At 69.5% G+C, this 22,903-nt stretch carries 18 protein-coding genes and 1 pseudogene; 10 read left to right on the forward strand and 9 right to left on the reverse strand.

Annotated elements, in window-relative coordinates; genetic code table 11:
* Window positions 1-13: 13 nt before the first annotated feature.
* The 5 genes and pseudogenes from dnaE to lspA form a co-directional block, all read right to left on the reverse strand.
* On the reverse strand, window positions 14-3,559 hold the full coding sequence (dnaE, locus tag AC30CM_RS14335) for a DNA polymerase III subunit alpha (RefSeq protein ID WP_490117554.1): 3,546 nt from the start codon (window positions 3,557-3,559) through the stop codon (window positions 14-16).
* Window positions 3,560-3,571: 12 nt separating this feature from the next.
* On the reverse strand, window positions 3,572-4,219 hold the full coding sequence (locus AC30CM_RS14340; RefSeq protein ID WP_490117555.1) for a TetR/AcrR family transcriptional regulator: 648 nt from the start codon (window positions 4,217-4,219) through the stop codon (window positions 3,572-3,574).
* A 202-nt stretch (window positions 4,220-4,421) separates the two neighbouring features.
* Window positions 4,422-5,312 carry an EamA family transporter RarD gene (gene rarD, locus AC30CM_RS14345; RefSeq protein ID WP_490117556.1) on the reverse strand — a complete coding sequence of 297 codons (891 nt, stop codon included), beginning with the start codon at window positions 5,310-5,312 and terminating at the stop codon, window positions 4,422-4,424.
* Window positions 5,309-6,238 (reverse strand): RluA family pseudouridine synthase, encoded by a 930-nt coding sequence (locus tag AC30CM_RS14350; protein ID WP_490117557.1) that lies wholly within the window; start codon window positions 6,236-6,238, stop codon window positions 5,309-5,311. Before AC30CM_RS14350 ends, rarD begins: the two co-directional genes overlap by 4 nt.
* Window positions 6,239-6,429: 191 nt before the next feature.
* Window positions 6,430-7,032, reverse strand: a pseudogene (gene lspA, locus AC30CM_RS14355) (signal peptidase II); the annotation flags it as partial.
* Between the two features lie 41 nt (window positions 7,033-7,073).
* Between lspA and AC30CM_RS14360 the strand changes: the two are divergent.
* Complete coding sequence (locus AC30CM_RS14360; protein WP_490117558.1) at window positions 7,074-8,012, forward strand: asparaginase; 939 nt, start codon at window positions 7,074-7,076, stop codon at window positions 8,010-8,012.
* Between the two features lie 2 nt (window positions 8,013-8,014).
* Here AC30CM_RS14360 and AC30CM_RS14365 read toward each other — a convergent pair whose 3' ends face one another.
* Entirely contained in the window at window positions 8,015-9,364 is a 1,350-nt protein-coding gene (locus AC30CM_RS14365; RefSeq protein WP_490117559.1) for a DNA polymerase IV, read from the reverse strand.
* Window positions 9,365-9,396: 32 nt separating this feature from the next.
* Between AC30CM_RS14365 and AC30CM_RS14370 the strand changes: the two genes are divergently transcribed.
* Window positions 9,397-9,612: an RNA-binding S4 domain-containing protein gene (locus tag AC30CM_RS14370; RefSeq protein WP_490117560.1), complete on the forward strand. Its 216-nt coding sequence runs from the start codon at window positions 9,397-9,399 to the stop codon at window positions 9,610-9,612.
* Between the two features lies 1 nt (window position 9,613).
* The gene (locus tag AC30CM_RS14375; protein ID WP_490117561.1) at window positions 9,614-10,951 is read left to right on the forward strand and encodes a hypothetical protein; all 1,338 of its coding nucleotides are present in this window, start codon (window positions 9,614-9,616) and stop codon (window positions 10,949-10,951) included.
* 10 nt (window positions 10,952-10,961) lie between these two features.
* On the opposite strand, the gene AC30CM_RS14380 is transcribed toward AC30CM_RS14375, so the two are convergent.
* From AC30CM_RS14380 to AC30CM_RS14390, 3 genes are all read right to left on the reverse strand, one after another.
* On the reverse strand, window positions 10,962-11,786 hold the full coding sequence (locus AC30CM_RS14380) for a glycosyltransferase family 2 protein (RefSeq protein WP_490117562.1): 825 nt from the start codon (window positions 11,784-11,786) through the stop codon (window positions 10,962-10,964).
* Between the two features lie 147 nt (window positions 11,787-11,933).
* A complete protein-coding gene (ileS, locus tag AC30CM_RS14385; RefSeq protein WP_490117563.1) occupies window positions 11,934-15,083 on the reverse strand; it encodes an isoleucine--tRNA ligase in 3,150 nt (1,049 codons plus the stop codon).
* A gap of 220 nt (window positions 15,084-15,303) precedes the next feature.
* Window positions 15,304-15,906, reverse strand: coding sequence for a hypothetical protein (locus tag AC30CM_RS14390; RefSeq protein ID WP_490117564.1), 603 nt, complete (start codon window positions 15,904-15,906; stop codon window positions 15,304-15,306).
* 136 nt (window positions 15,907-16,042) lie between these two features.
* Here AC30CM_RS14390 and AC30CM_RS14395 point away from each other — a divergent pair, with 136 nt between their 5' ends.
* The 7 genes from AC30CM_RS14395 (at window position 16,043) to AC30CM_RS14425 (ending at window position 22,829) form a co-directional block, all read left to right on the forward strand.
* Entirely contained in the window at window positions 16,043-16,408 is a 366-nt protein-coding gene (locus AC30CM_RS14395) for an XRE family transcriptional regulator (protein ID WP_490117565.1), read from the forward strand.
* A gap of 44 nt (window positions 16,409-16,452) precedes the next feature.
* The gene (locus AC30CM_RS14400; RefSeq protein ID WP_490117566.1) at window positions 16,453-17,190 is read left to right on the forward strand and encodes a hypothetical protein; all 738 of its coding nucleotides are present in this window, start codon (window positions 16,453-16,455) and stop codon (window positions 17,188-17,190) included.
* A gap of 380 nt (window positions 17,191-17,570) precedes the next feature.
* On the forward strand, window positions 17,571-19,301 hold the full coding sequence (locus tag AC30CM_RS14405) for an AMP-binding protein (RefSeq protein WP_490117567.1): 1,731 nt from the start codon (window positions 17,571-17,573) through the stop codon (window positions 19,299-19,301).
* Between the two features lie 120 nt (window positions 19,302-19,421).
* The gene (locus AC30CM_RS14410) at window positions 19,422-20,351 is read left to right on the forward strand and encodes an ATP-binding cassette domain-containing protein (protein ID WP_490117568.1); all 930 of its coding nucleotides are present in this window, start codon (window positions 19,422-19,424) and stop codon (window positions 20,349-20,351) included.
* Entirely contained in the window at window positions 20,348-21,091 is a 744-nt protein-coding gene (locus AC30CM_RS14415; RefSeq protein WP_490117569.1) for an ABC transporter permease, read from the forward strand. The genes AC30CM_RS14410 and AC30CM_RS14415 overlap by 4 nt, the downstream gene beginning before the upstream one ends.
* Window positions 21,088-21,918, forward strand: a complete 831-nt coding sequence (locus tag AC30CM_RS14420; protein ID WP_490117570.1) for an ABC-2 transporter permease — start codon at window positions 21,088-21,090, stop codon at window positions 21,916-21,918. Before AC30CM_RS14415 ends, AC30CM_RS14420 begins: the two co-directional genes overlap by 4 nt.
* Before the next feature lie 185 nt (window positions 21,919-22,103).
* The gene (locus AC30CM_RS14425; protein WP_490117571.1) at window positions 22,104-22,829 is read left to right on the forward strand and encodes a glycosyltransferase family protein; all 726 of its coding nucleotides are present in this window, start codon (window positions 22,104-22,106) and stop codon (window positions 22,827-22,829) included.
* Window positions 22,830-22,903: the final 74 nt, after the last annotated feature.

Here is a 22,903-nt window from a genome sequence, read left to right on the forward strand (position 1 = left end):
GCCCAAGCACCCGTCAGCCGCCGAGGCAGCCCGGCCCGAGCAACGCCTTGAGATCCCCCATCAACGCCGACGACGGGGTGACCCGCAACCGCTGATCGAGTTCCAGCGTCGTGATCCGGTCCCCACTGATGAGCCGCAGGTGCACCTGCGACGTCCCCGGATGATTCGACAGCACCTGCTTGAGCGCACTGACCTTCTCCATGGTGCACTGCCGCGTCGGCAGGCTCACGGCCAGCGGCCGGTCGGCCTGGGCGTTCGAGAAGTCCGGCACGACGACGTCGTTGACGATCAGCGACAACCGATCGTCGCGCGCGTTGACCTTCGCCCCGAGGATCACCACCGCGTCGTCGGCCACGTCGGCCCCGAACGTGGCGTACGTCTGCGGGAAGAACATCACCTCGATGCCGCCCGTCAGGTCCTCCAATTGCGCTGACGCCCAGGGCAACCCGTTCTTGTTGACCCGCCGGTTCACCGACGCCAGGATGCCGCCGACGCGCACCTGGGTGTCCGGCGCGACGTCGCCGTCGAGGATCGCCGGGATCTGCGTGTCCACCTGCGTCGCCAGCAGGTGCGCGACGCCGTTGAGCGGGTGGCCCGAGACGTACAGGCCGAGCATCTCCCGCTCCAGGGCGAGCTTGTGCTTGTCCTCCCACTCGTCCTCGGGCACCTTGATGGTGAACGCGGCGTCGCCCATGTCGGCCGACCCGTCGGCACCGCCGAAGAGGTCGAACTGCCCCATCGCCTCGGCCTTCTTGGTGCCCAGCACCGAGTCGACCGCGTCGGTGTGCACCAGGAACAGGCCCTTGCGGGGGTGGCCCAGCGAGTCGAAGGCGCCGGCCTTGATCAACGACTCCGTCACCTTCTTGTTGCAGGCGGTGATGTCGATCTTGTTGAGATAGTCGGAGAAGTCGGTGTACTTGCCCTTCTCCGCACGCGTGCTCACCAGCGAGCTGACGACGTTGGCACCCACGTTGCGCACGGCGCCGAGCCCGAAGCGGATGTCGTCGCCGACCGACGCGAAGTTCTGCACCGACTCGTTGACGTCCGGCGGCAACACCGTGATGCCGAGCCTGCGGCAGTCCGCCAGATAGACCGCGGCCTTGTCCTTGTCGTCGCCCACGGACGTGAGCAGACCCGCCATGTACTCGGCCGGGAAGTTCGCCTTCAGGTACGCGGTCCAGTACGACACCAGGCCGTAACCCGCGGCGTGCGACTTGTTGAACGCGTACCCGGCGAACGGAAGAATGGTGTCCCACAACGCCTTGACGGCGGCCTCGGAGAACCCGTTGGCCGTCATGCCCTCCTTGAAGCCCTTGTACTCGGCCTCCAGCACCTCGAGCTTCTTCTTGCCCATGGCCTTGCGCAGCGCGTCGGCCTTGCCCATCGAGTACGATGCGACCTTCTGGGCGATGAACATGATCTGCTCTTGGTAGACGATCAGGCCGTACGTCTCGGCCAGGATCTCCTTGAGCGGTTCCTCGAGTTCGGGGTGGATCGGCTTGATGGCCTGGCGGCCGTTCTTGCGGTCGGCGTAGTCGTTGTGGGCGTTCATGCCCATCGGGCCCGGGCGGTACAGCGCCAGCACGGCGACGATGTCGTTGAACTCGGTGGGCTGCATGCGCCGCAGCAGGTCGCGCATCGGCCCGCCGTCGAGCTGGAACACGCCCAAGGTGTCACCGCGACCGAGGAGCTCGTAAGCCTTGGGATCGTCGAGGGCGAGCGTCTCGAGGTCCAGGTCGATGCCGCGGTTGGCCTTAATGTTCTCGATGCAGTCGCCGATGATCGTCAGGTTCCGCAGCCCCAGGAAGTCCATCTTCAGCAGGCCGATGGCCTCGCACGACGGATAGTCCCAGCCGGTGATGACCGCGCCGTCCTGGGGACGCTTCCACAGCGGGATGGCGTCGATGAGCGGCTGCGAACTCATGATGACCGCGCACGCGTGCACGCCCGCGTTGCGCACCAGACCCTCCAGGCCGCGGGCGGTCTCGTAGATGGTGCGCACGTCGGGATCGGTGTCGATGAGCGCGCGGACCTCCGCGGCTTCCTTGTACCGCTCGTGCGTGGGATCGGTGATGCCGGACACCGGGATGTCCTTGGCCATGATCGGAGGCGGCAGCGCCTTGGTGATGCGGTCGGCAATCGCGAACCCGGGCTGACCGTAGTGCACCCGGGCCGAATCCTTCAGCGCCGCCTTGGTCTTGATGGTGCCGAACGTGATGACCTGCGCGACGCGGTCGCTACCCCACTTGTTGGCGGCGTAGCGCAGCATCTCCCCGCGCCTGCGGTCGTCGAAGTCGATGTCGATGTCGGGCGCCGACGGGCGCTCGGGGTTGAGGAACCGCTCGAACAGCAGGCCGTGCGGAATGGGGTCGATGTTGGTGATGCCCATGGCGTAGGCGACCAGCGAGCCGGCGGCCGACCCACGGCCGGGACCCACCCGGATGCCCACCGAGCGCGCGTAGTTGATCAGGTCGGCCACGATGAGGAAGTAGGCCGGGAAACCCTTGTCGCAGATGACCTTGATCTCGTACTGCGCGCGGTCGAGGTACTCCTGCGGCACCTCGGCACCGGGGAAGCGCCGGTCCCGCAGGCCTGCCATGACCTCGTGCGTCAGCCACGACCCCTGGTCGTGACCCTCCGGGACGGGGAACACCGGCATCCGGTCGGCGGGGGTCCACACGTCCGTGTAGGGCTGCACGCGTTCGGCGATCAACAGCGTCGCGTCGCAGGCGCCCGGCACCTGACCGTCCCACAGCGCCCGCATCTCGGCGGCCGACTTGAGGAAGTAACCGTCGCCGTCGAACTTGAACCGGCTGGGATCCGAGAGCGTCTTGCCGGTCTGGATGCACAGCAGCGCCTCGTGGTTCTGCGCGGCCTCCTTGGTGACGTAATGGCAGTCGTTGGTGGCCAACGGCGGGATGCCGAGCCTGCGCCCCACGTCGAGCAGCCCCTCGCGGACGCGCCGCTCGATGTCGATGCCGTGGTCCATCAGCTCGAGGAAGAAGTTCTCCTTGCCGAAGATGTCCTGCCACTTGGCCGCCGCGGCCACCGCCTCCTCGACCTGGCCCAGCCGGAGCCGCGTCTGCACCTCGCCCGACGGGCACCCCGTCGTGGCGATGATCCCCTCGGAGTGCTCGGCGATGATCTCGGCGTCCATGCGGGCCCACTTGCCCAGCTGGCCCTCGAACGACGCCAGCGACGACAGTTTGAACAGGTTGCGCAGACCGGTCGCGTTCTCCGCGACCATCGTCATGTGGGTGTAGGCGCCGCTGCCGGAGACGTCGTCGCCCTTCTGGCTGGGATCGCCCCATTGCACGCGCTTGGTGTCGAACCGCGACGCCGGCGCGATGTACGCCTCGATGCCGATGATGGGCTTGACGCCGGTGTCCTTCGACGCGTTGTAGAACTCGCTGGCGCCGAACATGTTGCCGTGGTCGGTCATTCCGAGCGCAGGCATCTCCAGCCGCTTCGCCTCGGCGAACATGTGCTTGACCTTCGCCGCACCGTCGAGCATCGAGTATTCGGTGTGGTTGTGCAGGTGCACGAAAGATTCGCCCATAGGGACGCCAGTCTAGGACCGACCTCCGACACCGCTCGGCGTGTCGCGAGACGTGTCTCGTGCGGCGTCGACGCCACCCGCGCCGACCAGGCCGTGCGACAGCACGCGGGCCAGCGCCGCGGTGACGGCCGACAGCTCGACGCCGCCCGTCCTGGCGAAGCCCGCACACAGGCCCATGCCCCACAGGATGGAGTGCATCAGGTCGACGATGGGCGCCGCGTCGGTGTCGGCGGGCAGCTCGCCGCGCGCGACCGCGTCGCACACCAGGTCGGCGACGTAGGTCGGCAACGCCCCGCCGCGCTCGTACCCCAGCGCGCTGTTGCGGCTGGCCTCCAGCCGCGAACTGATGAGGAAGGCGACCTGCGAATGGTCGGCGCGGTCGGCCTCGACCAGTGCCCCGACGAGCGCGGTCAGCGCCTCGGCCAGCGACCCCGGACGACCCGCCCGCGCGATGCACGCCGACATCACCTCGCGCGACTCGACGACCAGCGCCTCGTAGATCTCCTCGCGCGACGAGAAGTAGTAGTGCAGCGTCGGCCTGCTGAGATCCGCCTCGACCGCGATCGCCTGGAACGTGGCCGCGGGATAGCCGCGCTCGTTGATGACCCGACGGGCGGCGCGCAGGATCCGGTTGCGGGTCTCGACCGAGTCGGACCCCACCGGGCGACCACGCTTCCTGGCGGTCGGCCTCGGCCGTTCATCCGTTTGCGACATCGTGAAGACCTCACCCTGCGAGGCGCGGGAACGACCCGTGCGCAGCAAACGGTATTGCATAGCTACTCGCCGGTCAACCAAGCTGGTTCAGGGTCGCACGTGCAGCCTCAACTGCCGCGACCGTAAGAGTGGCCCCCAGTGCGGCAGACTACGGGTTTGCTTGCGCCTTGCTGCGCAACGCACCGAAGGTCATCACGGCCAGGGCGGCCCAAATTAGCCCGAAACCCACCCACCTGGCCGTCGGCATGGGTTCGTGCGCCACCAGCACGCCCCACGCCATCTGCAGCGCCGGGTTGAGGTAGAACAGCAGCCCCACCGTGACCAGCGGCAGCCGCTGCGCCGCCGCGGCGAACAACAGCAGCGGCACCGCAGTGATCGGTCCGGCCGCCACCAACAGCCACGCATGCCCCACGCCCGCATGCCCGAAGTGGCCGAGACCCTGGGCATGCAGCACCGCCAGGTAACCCACCGCGATGGGCAGCGCCAGCAGCGCCTCCACCGCCACGCTGACCCGCGGATCGGCGTCGACGAGCTTCTTGACCAGACCGTAGAACGCGAACGTGACCGCCAGCCCCAGGGCCACGTACGGCGGGCCGCCCACCCCGACGGTCAGCACCACCACGGCCACGACCGCCAGCGCCAACGCCGCCGACTGCCAGCGGTTGACCCGCTCGCGCAGCACCAGCACCCCCAGCGCCACGGTGACGAGCGGGTTGATGAAGTACCCCAGCGCGCCGTCGACCACGTGCCCGTGCGTGGCCGCGTAGATGTAGATGCCCCAGTTGGCCGACACCAGCGCCGAGGCCGCCGCCAACTGCCAACACGTACGGCCCGAGAGCCGCCGCAGGTCACCGAGCCGTCGCGTCACGATGAGGACGAGCACCAGGCACAGCGCCGCCCACACGATTCGGTGCGCCAACACCTCCAGCGACGTCGCAGGCAGCAGCAGCGGAAAGTACCCGGGGCACAACCCCCACCAGGTGAACGCGCCGACGCCGAACAGCACCCCGGCGCGCCGCCGGGCCGTGGGCGCCGTCACGCGTCGTGGTGACGGAGCACGTCGAGCGCGTGGCTGAGATCGGCGGGATACGGGCTGGTGATCTCGATGCGCCTGCCGTCGGCGGGATGCGCGAACGCCAACGACCGGGCGTGCAGCCACTGCCGCTCCAGGCCCAACCGCTTGGCCAGCGTGGGATCCGCGCCGTAGGTGAGATCCCCACAGCACGGGTGGTGCAACGCCGAGAAGTGCACGCGGATCTGATGCGTGCGACCCGTCTCGAGATGCACGTCGAGGAGGCTCGCCGCGACGAACGCCTCGACCGTGTCGTAGTGCGTGACCGAGTTCCTGCCGCCCTCGGTCACCGCGAACTTCCAGTCGTGCCCACGGTGCCGCCCGATCGGCGCGTCGATGGTGCCGCTCGACGGATCGGGATGGCCCTGCACCAGCGCGTGGTAGCGCTTGTCGACGGTGCGCTGCTTGAACGCACGCTTGAGCACGGTGTACGCGCGTTCCGAGATCGCGACCACCATCACCCCGGACGTGCCCACGTCCAGGCGGTGCACGATGCCCTGACGCTCGTGCACGCCCGACGTGGTGATCCGATAGCCCGCCGCCGCGAGACCGCCGAGCACCGTCGGACCCGTCCAGCCCACCGACGCGTGCGCGGCTACCCCGGCCGGCTTGTCCACCGCGACGATGTCGGCGTCGGAGTACAGGATCGTCATGCCCTCGATGTCGACGGGCGGATTGTCCAGCGGCTCGGCAGGTTCCGGCAACGTGACCTCAAGCCAAGCGCCGGCCGTCAACCGATCGGACTTGCCCACCGCGACGCCGTCGACCTGGACGCCGCCGTCCTCGGCGAGCGTGGCGACCACCGTCCGCGACAGCCCGAGGAGCCGCGAGAGGCCCGCGTCCACCCGCATGCCCGCCAGCCCCTCGGGAACCGGCATCGACCGTGACGACATCAGGTCCCGTCGGACTCGGTCTCGGCGGGCTTGCGCTGCGCGGGCTCGGCGGCGGGCTCGGCGGTGGCCGAGTCGGCGTCTCCCGACGTGGCGTCGGCCGGTGCGGCGTCCCCATCCCCGCGACGCCCTGCGGCGTCCCCATCCCCGCGACGCCCTGCGGCGTCCCCATCCCCGCGACGCCCTGCGGCGTCCCCATCCCCGCGACGCCCTGCGGCGTCCTCATCCACGCGACGCCCTGCGGCGTCGAAGTCGAACCCGAACAGCGACAGCGCCACCAACAGGATCGCCCCGCCCACCACGGCGGGATCCGCCACGTTGAACACCGGCCACCACCCGATGGACAGGAAGTCGACGACGTGGCCGCGCAGCGGGCCCGGCGACCGGAAGAACCGATCGACCAGGTTGCCGAGCGCCCCGCCCAGGATCATGCCCAGCCCCAGCGCCCACCACGGCGACACCAGTCGACGGCCCATCCAGATGATGCCGATCACGACGCCGGTGGCCACCAGCGTCAACACCCAGGTGTAGCCGGTCGCCATGGAGAACGCCGCTCCCGAGTTGCGCACCAACGTCCACGTGACGGTGTCGCCGATGATCGAGACCGGCTGGCCGGGCACCAGCAGTCGCACGGCCAACACCTTCGTCACGACGTCGAGCACCAGGACCACCGCGGCGACGGCCAGCAGGAGCCGCAGCCGGCGGCGCGGCCGGACCGGGGCGGCCTCCGCGGCCGTCACGGGCTCCGTCGACCCCGCAGCTCCGGACCCCGCGGGTCCCGTGGATTCATCAGACACCGCACCATCATCCCAAAGCCGCCATGCGCAATGATCGGCGCATGAGCCGCATCGTCGTCATCACCACCGGCGGCACCATCGCCACCAGCTCGGATGCCACCGGGGTGGCCCGACCCACGCAGCGCGGCGCCGACCTCGTGGCCCGGCTCGACCCCGGCGGCGCCGACCCCGGTCGCGACGTCACCGTCGTCGACCTGCTCGCCGTCGACAGCTCCGAACTCGGCCCGGCGCAGTGGCAGCTCATCGCGGACGCCGTCGCCGACGCGGCCGCCTCGGGCGCCGACGGCGTGGTGGTCACCCACGGCACCGACACGCTCGAGGAAACCGCGCTGTGGCTCGACCTGGTGCACGACGGCGCGACCCCGGTGGTACTCACCGGGGCGATGCGCAGCGCCGACGATCCCGACGCCGACGGCCCAGCCAACCTGCGGGACGCGCTGACGCTGGCGGGCGATCCCGCGGCCGCCGGGCTCGGCGTCGCGGTGTGTCTCGGCGGGACGGTGTGGCAGCCGCTGGGCCTGACCAAGACCGGCTCCGGCTTCACCGGCCGCGTCCTCGGGAGGGTCTCCGGCGCGGCCGTCATCCTCGACCGCGAACGGCAGCGCCCCACCGTGGGACCGGTCGGCCGACCCGTGCGCGTGGACGTCGTGGCCGCCTACGCCGGCAGCGACGGCGTGGCCGTCGATGCGTTCGTCACCGCGGGCGCGCGCGGGCTGGTCCTGGAGGCCCTCGGCGCGGGCAACGCCGGGCCTGCCGTCGTCGAGGCGGTGTCCAGGGCGTGCGCCGGGGGCGTCGCCGTCGTCCTGTCGACGCGGGTGCCCGGAGGTGCCGTGGCGCCGCGCTACGGCCCCGGCCGGGCCCTGTGCGACGCGGGCGCGGTGCCCGTGCCCACCCTGCGGCCGGCCCAGGCCAGGGTGCTGCTCGCAGCCGCCCTCGGCGCGGGCGCCGACGTGGCCGCCACCTTCGCGCGCTGGGGCTGACGCTAGCTCGTCATGGCGTGCACGTAGTCGGGCCAGTCGAGGCTGTCGACCGGGTTGGCGCGGGTCACCTCCTGGGCGTCGGTGCGCAGCGTGCGAGCCGGACCGGGTCCCGACGCCCGCGTCTCGAATCGCACCGTCATCACCCCGTGCCCGGCGCCCTGGACCCAGCCGTGCCCGTGATCGGCGTGCGTCACGTCGTCGCCGATGCGCCAGGGTGCGTCGGCGGCCGTCGCCGCGGCAGCCGGCGCCGGCGGCGACACGCCGTCGGCGGTCTCGATGGCCTGCTCCAGATCCGGGAACAGCGACTCCTGGCGCACGTCGGTCAGACCGGAGAACCCGACGCCGAGCAGGCGGATCGGACCGATGTCGACGGGATCGAGCAGCAGCCGGCGTGCGGTCGCGATCAACGTCGCGACGTCGGTGGTGGCGTACGGCAACGTCGCCGACCGCGTCAGGGTGCTCATGTCGGACTTCTTGAGCTTCACCGTGACCGTCCGCGCGCCCCTGCCGTCGCGCAGCAAGCGGGTGTGCGCATGCTCCCCGATCGGCGCGATGGCCTCCCGCAGCTGGTCGAGCGTGACGAGGTCCGCGGCGAACGTCGACTCCGCGCTGATCTGCTTGGAACTCGCCCGCTCGGCCACCGGCCGGTCGTCGATGCCGCGCGAGAGCCGGTGCAGCGCAGGCCCGATGGTGCCACCCAGCACGTCGGCCGCCTCGGATTCGCTGAGCGCGGCCAACGCGCCGATGGTGTCGATGCCCAGGCGGTGCAACCGTTCCTCGGCCACCGGGCCGATGCCCCACAGCCGCCGCACGGGCAACCCGGCGAGCAAGGTCGTCTCCTCGGCGGCGCGCACCACGCGGATGCCGTCGGGCTTGGCCAGACCGGAGGCGATCTTGGCGATCTGCTTGCCGGATCCCGCGCCCACCGAGGCCACCAGCCCCGTCTCGGCGCGGATGCTCGCCCGCAGCGCGGCACAGAACCGCTCGACGTCGGCCACCGACGCACCGGCCAACTCGGGGGGCTCGCCGAACGCCTCGTCGAACGACAGCTGCTCCAACACCGGCACCGAGCGGCGCACGGTGTCCAACACGCGGCCGCTGGCCACGCCGTACACCACGCCGCGCGGCGGCAGCACCACCGCCCCGGCACCGACGAGCCGGCGCGCCTGGTGCATCGGCATCGCCGAGCGGGCGCCGAACACCCGGGACTCGTAACTCGCCCCGGCGACCACCCCGCGGCCGCCCAACCCGCCGACCAGGACCGGCCGACCCCGCAGCGTCGGACGGGTGAGCTGCTCGACGGATGCGAAGAACGCATCCATGTCGAAGTGCAGGACCCACCGCCCATCCATTCCCGCGATCGTAGGGGGCTAGCCTGACGTCCATGGCTGCCGACGTGCCGATCGCCGACGAGTCGATCCGACTGGGCCAGTTCCTCAAGCTGGCCTCGCTGATCGACAGCGGCGCCGACGCCAAGGCCGTCGTCGCCGACGGCCAGGTCACCGTCAACGGCGAGGTCGAGACCCGACGCGGCAGGCAACTGCGGCCCGGCGACGTGGTGGCGTTCGGGGGCGTTTCGGCGCGCGTCGCCCCCACCTAGCATGACTGCCGTGGACAACACGCTCGCCTACATCGACCAGGGGTCCTTCCTCGCCCTGCGGGCCCTCGGCCGCGGCCCGCTCATCCAGGTCACGTGGATCTACGACCGCCAGGTCGACTTCGAGACGCTGCGCGAGTTCCACGCCAACCTGGGCCACGGCGTCCTGGGCAGGCGCATCGAGCGCGCCGCGGTGCCGTTCGGACGCGATCGGTGGGTCGCCTCACCCGGCCCCGCCGACATCGCCGTCGCCGCGCAGGACCGGCCTCGCAGCGAGGTGTGGCGCTGGGCCGACGAGCGCGTCCGCGTACCCATCGACCCCCAGCACGGGCCGTCCTGGCACCTCGGGGTGCTTCCGCTCGCCGACGGCGGCACGGCGGTGACGCTGGTGGTGTCCCATTCCATCGGCGACGCGAAGGCCATCAACATCGCCATCCGCGACGCCGTCACCGGGGTGCACCGGGACCTGGGCTATCCGCGTCCCGGCTACCGCACCCATCGGGCGGCCGTCCGCGAGGACGTCGCGCGCTTCGTGCGCGACCTGCCCGAGATGGGCAGGGCCGTGGTCGCCGCCGCCAAGGTGGCGCGCACCGAACGCGAGGGGCTGGCGACCTCGGTGAAGTCGGGTTCGGCACCGCGCTCCCGCGGCCCGGTCACCGAGGTGACCCTGCCCAACGTCACGGCCTTCTTCGACGTCGATCACTGGGATGCCCGCGCCAAGGAACTCGGGGGCACCAGCAACTCGCTGTTCGCCGCCGTCGGCGCGCGGCTGGGCCACCGACTCGGCCGCGTCGCCTCCGACGGCAGCGTGCGGCTGTCCCTGCCGGTGAGCGAACGCGCCGACGGCGACTACCGCGCCAATGCCCTCACCGAGGCATCGGTGATCGTCGATCCCGCACGGGTGCTCACCGACCTCGGCGACGTGCGCCGCGACGTCAAGCGAGCACTCACCACACTGGCCGAGACACCCAACGAACTGCTCGGCCCCCTGGCCCTGGTCCCGTTGACCCCCAGCCTGTTGGTACGACGGCTCGAGGGCATGGTGCAGCAGGTCGGCAATCCGATCGGCTGCTCCAACATCGGTGAGCTGGAACCCGAGATCAACCGGCCCGACGGCACCGACGCCGACTACCTGGCCATCCGCATGCTCGAACCCAAGATCACCACCAAGGCGCTGGACCGCATGGGCGGCTCCCTGTTCCTGGTGGCCACACGGGTCCACGGCCGACTCTCGGTGACGGTGCAGGGATGGGTCCCCGGCGGTACGAATACCGTTGCCGCGCTGCGCGACTCGGTGAACTCGGCGCTCGACGACCTGAAGCTGTCCGGCACCGTCGAGTGAGGGAGCCGTCTCAGGCGGTGAGGAACCGGACCAGGCCGTGCTTGCGGATCAGGTAGTAGGCGGCCTCACGCTCGTAGCGACGACGACTCTTGCCCCGCACGTCGATGTAGTGATGGATCAGTTCGATCCGCGGGTCGAACTGCCTACCCACCCCGATCCGATCGAGCCGGATCGCCAGGTCCTGCGCCTCGTGTGACCGGATGCGCGCGTCGTATCCCCCGATGGCCTTGAACGCGCCGGCCCCGATCACCAGGTTGCCCTCGTGCAGCCAGTACGTCGGGGTGGGCGTCGGCTCGGCGAAGATGTTGGGCCAGTGCCTAGTACCGGGGAGCGGGACCTTGGTGGCGACGGCGCGCACCGCCGCCACGTCGCGCACGCCGTCGAGCATCCACGGGATCGACGTCAGGTTGCCGCGCAACGAGAACACCGGCCCGTAGTTGAACGGATCCTGGCTGCCGTCGGCGCGCCGCACCAGTCCGCCCAACGCCCCGATACCCCGCGGCTGGTAGAACTGCATGAGATCGGCTGCCAGCGAAGCGGTTTCGCGCGAGACCACGTCCATGTCCGCGTCGACGAAGTGGATCAGCGTGGCGTCGTCGACGTGGTCGATGATCTGGTTGCGATTAGCCCCTGCACCCCGATTCTGGGCGCTGCGCACCATCGTGACGTCGCCGGCGAACCCCGCGACCACGTCGACGCTGTCGTCGGTGGACGCGTCGTCCAGCACGAACACGTGGTCGTATCCCTGGGTGAGCATCTGCGGCAGCAGCCGAGACAGGTGCTCGCCCATGTTGTAGTTGGGAATCGCGGCTACGACCTGGGGCCGGCTAGGCATCTTCGAGCATCTCTCGTGTCGTGTTCGGGGTCTCGTGGCGGTGTGGTTGCGAGCGTCGTCGCGGCGGCAACCGACGCCGCACCCTACCGCAGCCAGGCGTCCGGCGACCCCACGTCGACCGAGCGCAGGCCGCGTCGCGTCGGCGCATCACGCCTTGGCGATCGACGCCCGGACGCCGTCGCCCACGTCGGCACCGTCGGCGACGTCGCCGAGCCGGAACTCGGTGGCCAGGATCTCACCGGCGATCAGCTCGGAGTGCGTCTGCGCCCATGCGCGGCGCTCGGCGGGCACCGCCAGCACCACGCGGATGCGGTCCGACACGTCCAGGCCGCTGCTCTTGCGCAGCTCCTGCAACTCGCGGATGCGGTCCTTGGCCCAGCCCTCCGCCTCGAGTTCGGGGGTGACCGTGCCGTCGAGCACCACCAGACCCGCACCGTCCGGCAGCGCACCCGTCCACTCCGGCTCTGCGGCAACCAGTTTGGAGGTGAACTCCTCCGGCAGCAGCGTCGCCGGGCCCGCCGTCAGCGTGCCGTCCTCGTGCACCACGGCCTCACCGGCCTTGACCGCCTTGATGGCGGCCTGGACGTCCCTGCCCAGTCGCGGTCCGGCGACCTTGGCGTTGACCGCCAACTCGAAGCGGCCGAAGGCCGCGATGTCGTCGGTCAGCCGCACCGCCTTGACGTTGAGTTCGTCGGCGATGAGGTCGACGAACGGGCGCAGCGCCTCGGGATCCTCGACGGCGACGGTGAGCGCCGGCAGCGGCAACCGGACCCGCAGCTTCTTCGCCTTGCGCAGCGACGACCCCACCGAGCAGACCTCGCGCACCTGATCCATGGCCGCCACCAGCTCGGGGTCCGCCGGGATGGACCCCGCCTCGGGCCAGTCGGTGAGGTGCACCGACCGCTCCCCCGTCAGCCCCCGCCAGATGACCTCGGTGGTCAACGGCAGCAGCGGCGCGGTCAGCCTGCCAAGGACCTCGAGCACCGTGTGCAGCGTGTCGATGGCATCGTCGTCCTCGGTCCAGAACCGCGACCGCGACCGCCGCACGTACCAGTTGGTCAGCGCGTCGGCGAACTGGCGGAGCTGGTCGCACGCACCGGAGATGTCGCACGTGTCCAGGGCCACCGTCAGGTCGTCGCGCAGCAGCGCGAGCTTGGCCAGCACGTAGCGGTCCAGCACGTGCCGAGAATCGGTCCGCCAGGTGCCGCGGCGCGGCGCGTACAGCGTCAGGAACGCATAGGCGTTCCAGAACGGCAACTGCACCTGGCGAACGCCCTCGCGGATGCCCTGCTCGGTGACCACCAGGTTGCCGCCCCGCAGGATCGGCGATGCCATCAGGAACCACCGCATGGCGTCGGAGCCGTCGCGGTCGAACACCTCGGTGACGTCGGGATAGTTGCGCAGCGACTTGCTCATCTTCTGGCCGTCGTTGCCCAGCACGATGCCGTGCGAGACGCACGTCTTGAACGCCGGGCGATCGAACAACGCCGTCGAGAGCACGTGCATCATGTAGAACCAGCCGCGGGTCTGACCGATGTACTCCACGATGAAGTCGGCCGGGAAGTGCGACTCGAACCAATCGGCGTTCTCGAACGGATAGTGCACCTGTCCATACGGCATCGACCCCGAGTCGAACCACACGTCGAACACGTCCTCGATGCGCCGCATCGTCGACCTGCCGGTCGGATCGTCGGGATTCGGCCGGGTGAGCTCGTCGATGTAGGGCCGGTGCAGGTTGTCGGGCCGCACGCCGAAGTCGCGCTCGAGTTCGTCGAGGCTGCCGTAGACGTCGATGCGCGGGTAGGCGGGATCGTCGGACTTCCACACCGGGATGGGCGAACCCCAGTACCGGTTGCGCGACACCGACCAGTCGCGCGCGTTCGACAGCCACTTGCCGAACTGCCCGTCCTTGACGTGCTCCGGATACCAGGTGATCTGCTGGTTCAGCTCGACCATCCGGTCCCGGAACGCCGTCACGCTGACGAACCAGGACGAGACCGCCCGGTAGATCAGCGGGTTCCGACACCGCCAGCAGTGCGGGTAGGAGTGGTCGTAGGTCTCGTGCCGCAGCAGCACCGGGGCGTTGACGGCAGCCGGTCCGGTGCCGTTCTTCAGGTCGCGGATGATGTGCGGGTTGGCCTCGAAGACGTGCATGCCCTGGTAGTCGGGCACGGTGGCGTCGAAACGCCCGCGCGCATCGACCGGGGTGACCGCGACGATGTCGGCGGCATCCGCGGTCGCCTTGTCGTCCTCGCCGTAGGCCGGCGCCATGTGCACGATGCCGGTGCCGTCGTCGGTGGTGACGAAGGCGCCCGGCAGCACGCGAAACGCGTTGGCCGAATCCGAGAAGTACGCGAACGGCGGCAGGTAGCCGGTACCCACCAGCTGCGCCCCGGAGTACGCGCCGAGCACCTCCGGCTGGTCGCCGAGTTCGCGGGCGTAGGCCGCCACGCGCGGCTGCGCCAGCAGGTAGCGCCTGCCGTCGGCGCCCCGCACGTGCACGTAGGTGACCTCGGGTTCCACCGCGACCGCCTGGTTCGACGGCAGCGTCCACGGCGTCGTGGTCCACACCAGGAGGTAGGCGCCCTCGAGTTCCGGTGCCGTCGGCCGCGTCACCCGGAACCCGACCGTCAGCGCGGGATCCTGCCTGCTCTGGTAGACGTCGTCGTCCATGCGCAGCTCGTGGCTCGACAGCGGCGTCTCGTCGTTCCAGCAGTACGGCAGCACGCGGTAGCCCTCGTAGGCCAGACCCTTGTCCCACAGCTGCTTGAAGGCCCAGATCACCGACTCCATGAACGTGATGTCGAGGGTCTTGTAGTCGTTGTCGAAGTCGACCCACCGGGCCTGCCGGGTGACGTAGCTGCGCCACTCGTCGGTGTACTTGAGCACCGACGCCCGGCAGGCGTCGTTGAACTTCTCGATGCCCATGTCCTCGATCTGCGCCTTGCCGGTGATGCCGAGCTGGCGCTGCACCTCGAGTTCGGCGGGCAGACCGTGGGTGTCCCAGCCGAAGCGGCGGTCCACGCGGTAGCCGCGCATCGTGCGGTAGCGGGGCACGATGTCCTTGACGTACCCGGTGAGCAGGTGGCCGTAATGAGGCAGGCCGTTGGCGAACGGCGGGCCGTCGTAGAAGACGTACTCGGGGGCGCCGGCGCGGCGTTCGATGCTGGCCCGGAAGGTGTCGTCGGCCGCCCAGTAGGCCAGCACGTCGGTCTCCAGCGCCGGGAAGTCGGGCGTACCGCCGGCGGGCTTGGGGTAGGCGTTCACTCGCTGCTCGTCTCCTGTGCCACGAACCATCAGGCACGGGGACGACGTCACGCTGGTGCGCGGCTGCCGCGGTACCACCCCGCTTGCGCACCGGAGTGCGCCACTCGTATGTGGGTGATGACGGACCCAGCCGTTCGGGTCTACTGGGCGCCGTGCGCAACGCCGTTCTTCCGAAGACTCCCCGGTGATGGCCGGATCAACGCCGCTGCACGGATTCTAGGTCGCGGCGCAGCCGCGGCCCAACTCGGCGTCAGGCCAGGGCGAGTTCGGCGGCGTCCGCACGTCCGGCGCCCACCGGCGACGAGGCTTCGGAGGTGATCCCGACGAGCGCCAGCGGGAACTGTTCGGCCAGCTCCTCGACCGTGTAGGTCTCGAAGCTGCGCGTGTCGAACCACCAGTCGAGGGCGATCACGTCGTCGGTGCGGTGCACGTGCAGTTCCAGGGCGTGCCCCAGTCCGGCGGGGGCCGACGCGCCCACCGTGAAGAGCAGGTCGGCGACGTGGTGGTGCAGGTTGGGCGCGAGCGCGGCGCGGTGCACGCCGGCCAGGACCTCGGTGGCCGACAGTGCGGCGGGTCCGGCGCAGGTCAACGTCAGGGCTTGCACGGTGGCACCGTTGCCCGTCAGATCGGCGTCGACGTCGACCGCGATCTCCCCGTCGCCGATCGTGCGGTCGATGGCCCGACCCAGCGCGGCGAGCAGCAGTTCCTCGGCCTTGACGCCGAGTGCAGCGGCCGCGCCGTCGAGTTCCATCGTCAGAAGCTCGGAAAGAGGCGCGGTGTGCTGAGCCATGTCGCTCAGCGCCGGCCGGCCGTCGGCGTCGTAATCGGTCAGCTGCAAGTTTGCGCACTTCATGGTGGACAACCTACATGGCCATTCCCAGAAATGGGATACCTCTCTCAAAACTGTGACGACCGTGTCAATAACGAGCAATGCGTCCGATCACCGGTAACCACTGCCCAAGAACGGGATGGCCAGCTATGGTGAGTCGGTGCCACGAACCGATGAGAACGGCAGACAGCTGAAAGCCCTGCTCGATTACTTGCTCGACGGCGACGTCGACGCCAAGGCCATCTACGACGCGCTGGGCACCTCTAGCAGCACGTATTACCGCCGCATCAAGGACGCCGACTACCCCAACGCCGAGGAATTGCGCCTGGTGTCGGACCGCTTCGACCTGAACTACCCCGACCTGCAGGTCCGGTTCGGCCTGATGAGCGTCGAAGAGGTGCAGAGCTACCTCCGGTTCAGCCATTCCGAACTGCTGACGGCGACCGAGCCAGTTACCGAGCGTCAGACCGGTCGGCGACAAAAGCTCTCCCGACTGGCGCCAAGGCCTGACGCGCCGCCGCTTTAGCAGTATCATTTGCTGGACCTATTTCCGCTCGAAGGCGACATTCGATGGCCCTTGCTGTCCTCATCGCGATCACCGTGGCGTGCATCGCGTGGAGTCTGTGGATCCGGCGTGTCACGTGGAACTGCCGCTGGGAAGTGGCCGCCACGCTGAACATCGCCCTTCAGGGCGGCGCCGTCCTGCTGATGTCTCCGCTGGCATCCGAGACCGTCGGGCACTGGCTGCACGCACTCACCGGCAAGTGGAACCTCGAGGACTACATCGGCCACGACCTCTACATCGTCGCCGCGTCGGCGGTCGTCTACAACGCCATGGGCCGCCTCCAGGACGACCAGGCCGCCCAACTGTCGTTCAAGCAGTACGTCGAGCGTCCCGCCACCCTGTGCATCCCGCTGCTCCTCGTGACGTTCTCCCTGGGCAACGGGGCCGCCGTCTACGCCCCCGACTTCTTCAAGGTGCCCACCGACTTCTGGTTGGCCACCTACTGGCTGCTGCTCTGCGGCATGTTGATCTACCTGCTGTGTTACGGCGGCCGCGCCCTGGTCATCTTGCGCCGTGACCCGCGTTCGCGCATGGTGGCCAACACCTATCTGTTCGCGTCGGCCTGCGGGATCATCGCCTGCCTGGTGCGCATCACCACCGCGTTCTTCCCCTCGCTGCAACCGATCGAGAACGGCACGATCGTGTGGATCTTCGCCTGCCTGTGCGGTGCCGGGTTCGCGCTGACCTCGGCACACTCGTGGCGGATCAAGACGAAGTGGTTCACCACGAGCGCCAGCCGCTGACCGCGACGCCGCGCTCGGCAACCCCGGCACGGCGCGCATCCCGCCGTCGGCTCGACCGTCGCCCGGATGAGCCGGACGTCGTTCCGGCTACCGCGGCACTGCCCGCCGCGGCCGGCCGTTCCCGTGACACGACGGCGCGTCACCGCAGATCACCCCGCACGCGCCGAGCCGGAAGCCCCGATTCCATCCAGATGGTATGTGCCCGTGGTGAATTGAGTCCCATTTGCCCGACGGGGCGTGCAACGGCGCTCGACGCACGCCGCGGCGGGTCGGCCGATGCGGCTGTGTCGTCGTCGTTTTCGCTATGCTGCGCATCGCGTGTTTTGATTCCCTAAGCTCGACAATGAGTTTGCCCGCAATACGTTGAAAGAGGCCTTGTGATGCTCGACTCGTCGCTTCCCGCGATTCTTCGCGAGCGAGCCAGCCTGCAGCCGAACGACGTCGCGTTCACCTACCTGGACTACGACGCGTCATGGGACGGCGTCGAGGAGAACCTGACCTGGTCGCAGCTGCAGCAGCAGGTCGTCACGCTGGCCGCCGAGATCCGCAAGCACGCCGAGATCGGTGACCGCGTCGTCATCCTCGCTCCGCAGAACATGTCGTACGTGCTCGGGTTCCTGGCGTGCTTCGAGGCGAACGTCGTGGCCGTCCCGCTGTCGACACCCGTCGTCGGCCATCACGACGAGCGCGTGGCCGCCGTCATGCGCGACGCCACCCCCACCGTCATCCTCACCACCGCCGACACCGCCGGCGCCGTCGCGCCCTACGCCGTCGAACAGGACGACGCGCCGACGCCGACGGTGATCGAGGTCGATCGCGTCGACCTCAGCGTGCGGCACCGGTCGACGTCGCGCCGCGAGACGCCACCCGCGGCCGCCTACCTGCAGTACACGTCGGGATCGACGCGCACGCCCGCAGGCGTGATGGTCTCCCAGCGCAACATCTTCGTGAACTTCGAGCAGCAGGTCGCCTCGCTGCTCAGCCACTACGGGAAGGTGGCCCCGCAGGGCACCACCGTCGTGACGTGGCTGCCCTTCTATCACGACATGGGCCTCATCCTCGGCATCTTCGCGCCCATCCTGGGCGGCTGGCACTCCGTGGTGATGAGCCCCATCGCGTTCCTGCAGCGCCCGGCCCGGTGGGTGCAACAGCTCGCCACCCGCAGCAAGGCGCTCACCGCGGCACCCAACTTCGCCCTGGATCTCACGGCCGCGCGCACCAGCGACGAGGACATGGCGGGCATGGACCTCGGCGACATCATCGCGATCATCTGCGGCGCCGAGCGCGTCCAGCCGGTGTCGGTGCGCCGCTTCACCCAGCGCTTCGCGAAGTTCGGCTTCCCCGGCGAGGTCATCCGCCCCTCGTTCGGCCTCGCGGAGGCCACGCTGTTCGTCGCCACGCACGAACCGGGCGAACCGCCGACCGTGGTCACCTTCGACACCGAGAAGCTCACCGCGGGCATGGCCAAGCGCAGCACCTCGGGGACGTCACTGATCAGCTACGGGAAACCGTCCTCACCGCTGGTCCGCATCGTCGACCCCGAGACCCGCCTGGAGTCCCCCGCCAGCACCATCGGCGAGATCTGGGTGCACGGGGAGAACGTCTGCGCCGGCTACTGGAACAAGCCCGAGGAGACCGAGCACACCTTCGGCGGAGTCATCGAGGGTGCCGGTGACGGCCTGCCTCGCGAGAACTGGCTGCGCACCGGCGATCTCGGCTTCGTCGACGAGGGCGAGCTGTTCATCATGGGCCGCATCAAGGACCTGCTGATCGTGCGTGGCCGCAACCACTACCCCGACGACATCGAAGCGACCATCAGCGCGGTGTCCAACGGTCGCGTCGCCGCCATCTCGGTGCTCGACGAGAGCACCGAGCAGCTCGTCGCCATCGTCGAGGTGAAGCCGCGCGCCACCCCCGAGGAGACGCAGGAGCGCCTCGCCACGATGAAGGACGAGATCACCGCGGCCATCTCGCAGGCGCACGGCATCACCGCCGCGGACCTGGTGCTGGTGGGCCGGGGCTCGATCCCCATCACCACCAGCGGCAAGATCCGCAGGCAGGCCTGCGTCGAGTTGTATCGGCGGGACGGCTTCACCAGGATGGACGCCTGAGGCCGGCATCACGACGAACCCTCAAGACCCCGTTCGCGACTCGCCGTGCGACACCTATCGAGGAGATCTTGCCTTGACACGCAACGTCTTTGACGGAGCCATCGCGATGCGGGGCGCCTCGTGATCGAGGTCGACGGCGTCGGCAAGACGTTCGGGCCGCTGCCCGCGCTGCGCGACGTGAGCTTCACGGTTCCCACCGGATCCATTTGCGGTGTCCTCGGGCACAACGGCGCCGGCAAGACCACCATGGTCAAGATCCTCTGCACCCTGCTGGAACCGACCACCGGCAGTGCCCGGGTCGCCGGGCACGACGTCGTCGCCGAGGCCCCCCGGGTGCGGGAGAAGATCGGGGTCACCGGACAGGACGCGGCCCTCGACGTCTCGATGACCGGCCGGGAGAACCTGGTGCTGTTCTGCCGGCTGCGCGGGATGAGCCGCAAGCAGGCGCGTGGCCGGGCCGAGGAGCTGATCAACCACTTCGACCTGGTCGACGCCGCCGACCGCGCGGTCAGCACGTACTCCGGCGGCATGCGTCGGCGCATCGACATCGCGGTGTCCCTGGTGGTGCCCCCGCAGGTGCTCTTCCTCGACGAGCCCACCACGGGCCTGGATCCGCGCAGCCGCCGTGACGTGTGGAAGCTCGTCGCCGACCTCGCCGAACAGGACGTCACGGTGCTGCTCACCACGCAGTACCTGGAAGAAGCCGACGTCCTGAGCGACAACATCGTCATCTTCGACGCGGGGCGCGTCATCGCCTTGGGGACCGCCGAGCAGCTCAAGCGCCGGATGGGCTTCAGCTTCTGCCAGGTGACGCCGCTGCACCCCGAGGACCTCACGCGCGTGGCCGCGGTCCTCGGCACGTACGAGGGCGCGGAGGTCGACGCCGACGCCAACACCGTGTCCGTGCCCGCGCCGCACGGTGCGGCCACCCTCGGCGAGGTGTTCCGCAAGCTGGAGGAACTGCAGGTGGAGCTGCTCGACATCTCCCTGCGCAAGCCCTCCCTGGACGAGGTCTTCCTGCATCTCACCGGCCCCACGTTGACGGTATGACCCCGGTCATCGCGCTCACCGAGCGGCTGCTGCGCTGGGGCTGGACCAACCTGGACCTCGTCTTCGCGGTGCTCGCCCCCGCGTTGATGTTCGTCGGCCTCAACCTGGGTCTGCGGTCCATCATCGAGACCGGCGGCATGAGCTACGCGCAGTACATCCTGCCCGCCGTGGTGGTGCAGGCCATGCTGTTCAGCGGGCTCAACAGCACCGATCTGGCCGCCACCGAACGCTCGTCGCAGTTCGGCGTCCGCCTGCAGACCCTGCCGATCTCGGTGCACGCATCGTTCTTCGCGCGGATGCTCTACTGCCTGATCCGCGGTTCGCTGTCGCTGGCCGCCGCGATCATCGTCGCCTACCCCTTCGGCTTCGAGATGGCGGGCGGCTTCGCCCAGGGGGTGGCGTTCGTCGTGCTGGCGCTGATGCTCACCCTCGCGCTGTCCTTCGGCGCCGACGCCACCGGGGCGCGCGCCAAGCGCTCCGACACCTCCAGCCAGCTGCTGCTCATCCCCCAGCTGTTCTTCGTCTCGCTGTCCACCGGGATGGCGCCGGTGGAGTCGTTCCCGACGTGGGTGCAGCCGTTCGTCCGGTATCAACCGATCTCACAGATCACCGAGACGCTGCGGTCGTTCACGGGCGGCACGGTCAGGGCCGGGAACCTGGCCGCCACGCTGGCGTGGTGCCTCGGCGCGCTCGCGCTGTTCGGCTGGCTGGCCATGCGGGCGCAGCGGAGCGTCAAGTGAGCGCCCCGAACGCGGCGTCATCGAGCCTCGGGGCCGCCCGCGACGTGCGCGCACCGCGTCATGCGTTCCTCACCGAAAGTGCGATATTCGCCGAACGGTTGCTCACCAGATGGTTCCGCAATCCATTGGTTCCGCTGCAATCCATCCTGCTGCCGACCATTTTGCTGATCATCTATTACATGATGATCAGCAGGTCCATGGCGCGGCTCACCGGAAACAGCAGCCTCGACACCGTCGTGGCCATGTGTGCCGTCGCGGGCGGCATGTCCGGTGCGCTGGCCGCGGCCCTGTCGATCCCCGACGAGCGCGACAGCGGGCTGCTGAGCCGGTTCTACGTCATGCCCGTCCACCGCTTCAGCGCGCTGGCGGGCACGCTGGCCGCCGAGGCGGCCCGCACGTTGGTCGCCACGCTGGTCATCACGACCATGGGCCTGGTGCTGGGCCTGCGGTTCCACGGTGGCCCGCTGGCGGCCGTGGGGTTCATCCTGATCCCCGTCGGCTGGGTGACGGTGTTCGCCACGCTCATCGTGGTCGTCGCCCTGCGGGTGAAGAGCCGGCCGGTGCTCACCTGGATCAGCACGGCGTCGCTGGGCCTGGTGTTCGGCAGCTCGGCGGTGGCACCCATCGAGGCGTTCCCCACGTTCGTCCGGCCCATCGTCGGCTTCCAACCGATGTCGCCGACGATCACGGCCATGGTGTCGTTCGCGCGCGGGACCATCGACTGGGGGGCGGTCCTGGGTTCCTGCGCGTGGATCGGGGGCCTGGGCCTGGTGGCGGGACTGCTCGCGGTGCGCAATTACCGCGTGGCCGCGCGCTCGGAGGGATGACACCCCCGCCCTCGTGAAATAGTCTCTTCCGTAATTGCGTCGACCATTCTGGTGGTCATCGACGTGTTCATCCAATTGCTTTGCCAGCGACGTCCCGGGGGTCTGTCATTTCCAACGCCAAGAAGTGCCTCGTCACCATTGCGGCCTTCGGGTCGAACGAACTCACCCATGACCTGCTTCCGGACGTGCTCGCGGAATCGGATCTCGTCGACGTCCTGATCATCGACAACGGCGGTCACTACACGCCGCTGGCCGACGAATGGGTGATCGATCCCGGCGGCAACATCGGCTGGGCTGCCGCGTCCAACATGGGTTTCCGCATCGCCTTCGACCGCGGCTACCAGTACGCCGCCACCCTGAACAACGACACCCGCCTGTCCCGGGGGTTCTTCGCCGGCCTCCTCGACCCGCGACTGCCCGCCGACGCCGGCCTCATCGGCTCGCTGTACGACGAGACCTGGTGGACGTTCCAGTCATCGGACTACACCGGCCCCGCCAAGGACTATCCGCCGTCGGACTTCTACCGCGAGGTCCCGATGATCGACGGCACGGTGCTGGTCATCGAGCGCTCGGCATGGGAAGCCGTCGGTGGTCTCGACGAGCGGTCCTTCGGGAAGTTCGCCTGGGGCGCCGACATCGACCTGGCGTTCCGGATGCGTGCGCGCGGCTTCGGGGTGTACACCACCGAGCGCTCGTTCCTCAACCATCACGCCCAGGCCAGCGCCACCGAGGAGTTCGGCAAGCAGCGCTACCGGTTCCGCGCTCATCGCGACTGCCGCCGCGCCGTGCGACGCATCCACGGCCGCAACACGTTCCGCGGTCTCCGCAAGACCGTCCCGGTGCGTCGGGCACTGACGGCCGCGGAGCCCCGCGCCGCGGCCGAGTCCACGACCCCGGCTAGCGCCGGCTGAGTCCACGACCGGCTGACGCCGGCTGAGTCCACGACCGGCTGACGCCGGCTGAGTCCACGACCGGCTGACGCCGG

The organism is Mycobacterium sp. DHQP2018-32-09 (genome assembly GCF_058148405.1).

What these genes read in the sequence shown, in the direction of transcription:
- AC30CM_RS14360 (WP_490117558.1), top strand. Translation starts at nt 7,074, where the DNA reads ATGAGCCGCATCGTCGTCATCACCACCGGCGGCACCATCGCCACCAGC.
- AC30CM_RS14405 (WP_490117567.1), top strand. Translation starts at nt 17,571, where the DNA reads ATGCTCGACTCGTCGCTTCCCGCGATTCTTCGCGAGCGAGCCAGCCTG.
- ileS (WP_490117563.1), bottom strand. Translation starts at nt 15,083, where the DNA reads ATGGTTCGTGGCACAGGAGACGAGCAGCGAGTGAACGCCTACCCCAAG.
- AC30CM_RS14350 (WP_490117557.1), bottom strand. Translation starts at nt 6,238, where the DNA reads ATGTCGTCACGGTCGATGCCGGTTCCCGAGGGGCTGGCGGGCATGCGG.
- AC30CM_RS14365 (WP_490117559.1), bottom strand. Translation starts at nt 9,364, where the DNA reads ATGGATGGGCGGTGGGTCCTGCACTTCGACATGGATGCGTTCTTCGCA.
- AC30CM_RS14375 (WP_490117561.1), top strand. Translation starts at nt 9,614, where the DNA reads ATGACTGCCGTGGACAACACGCTCGCCTACATCGACCAGGGGTCCTTC.
- AC30CM_RS14380 (WP_490117562.1), bottom strand. Translation starts at nt 11,786, where the DNA reads ATGCCTAGCCGGCCCCAGGTCGTAGCCGCGATTCCCAACTACAACATG.
- AC30CM_RS14370 (WP_490117560.1), top strand. Translation starts at nt 9,397, where the DNA reads ATGGCTGCCGACGTGCCGATCGCCGACGAGTCGATCCGACTGGGCCAG.
- dnaE (WP_490117554.1), bottom strand. Translation starts at nt 3,559, where the DNA reads ATGGGCGAATCTTTCGTGCACCTGCACAACCACACCGAATACTCGATG.
- AC30CM_RS14400 (WP_490117566.1), top strand. Translation starts at nt 16,453, where the DNA reads ATGGCCCTTGCTGTCCTCATCGCGATCACCGTGGCGTGCATCGCGTGG.
- AC30CM_RS14415 (WP_490117569.1), top strand. Translation starts at nt 20,348, where the DNA reads ATGACCCCGGTCATCGCGCTCACCGAGCGGCTGCTGCGCTGGGGCTGG.
- AC30CM_RS14390 (WP_490117564.1), bottom strand. Translation starts at nt 15,906, where the DNA reads ATGAAGTGCGCAAACTTGCAGCTGACCGATTACGACGCCGACGGCCGG.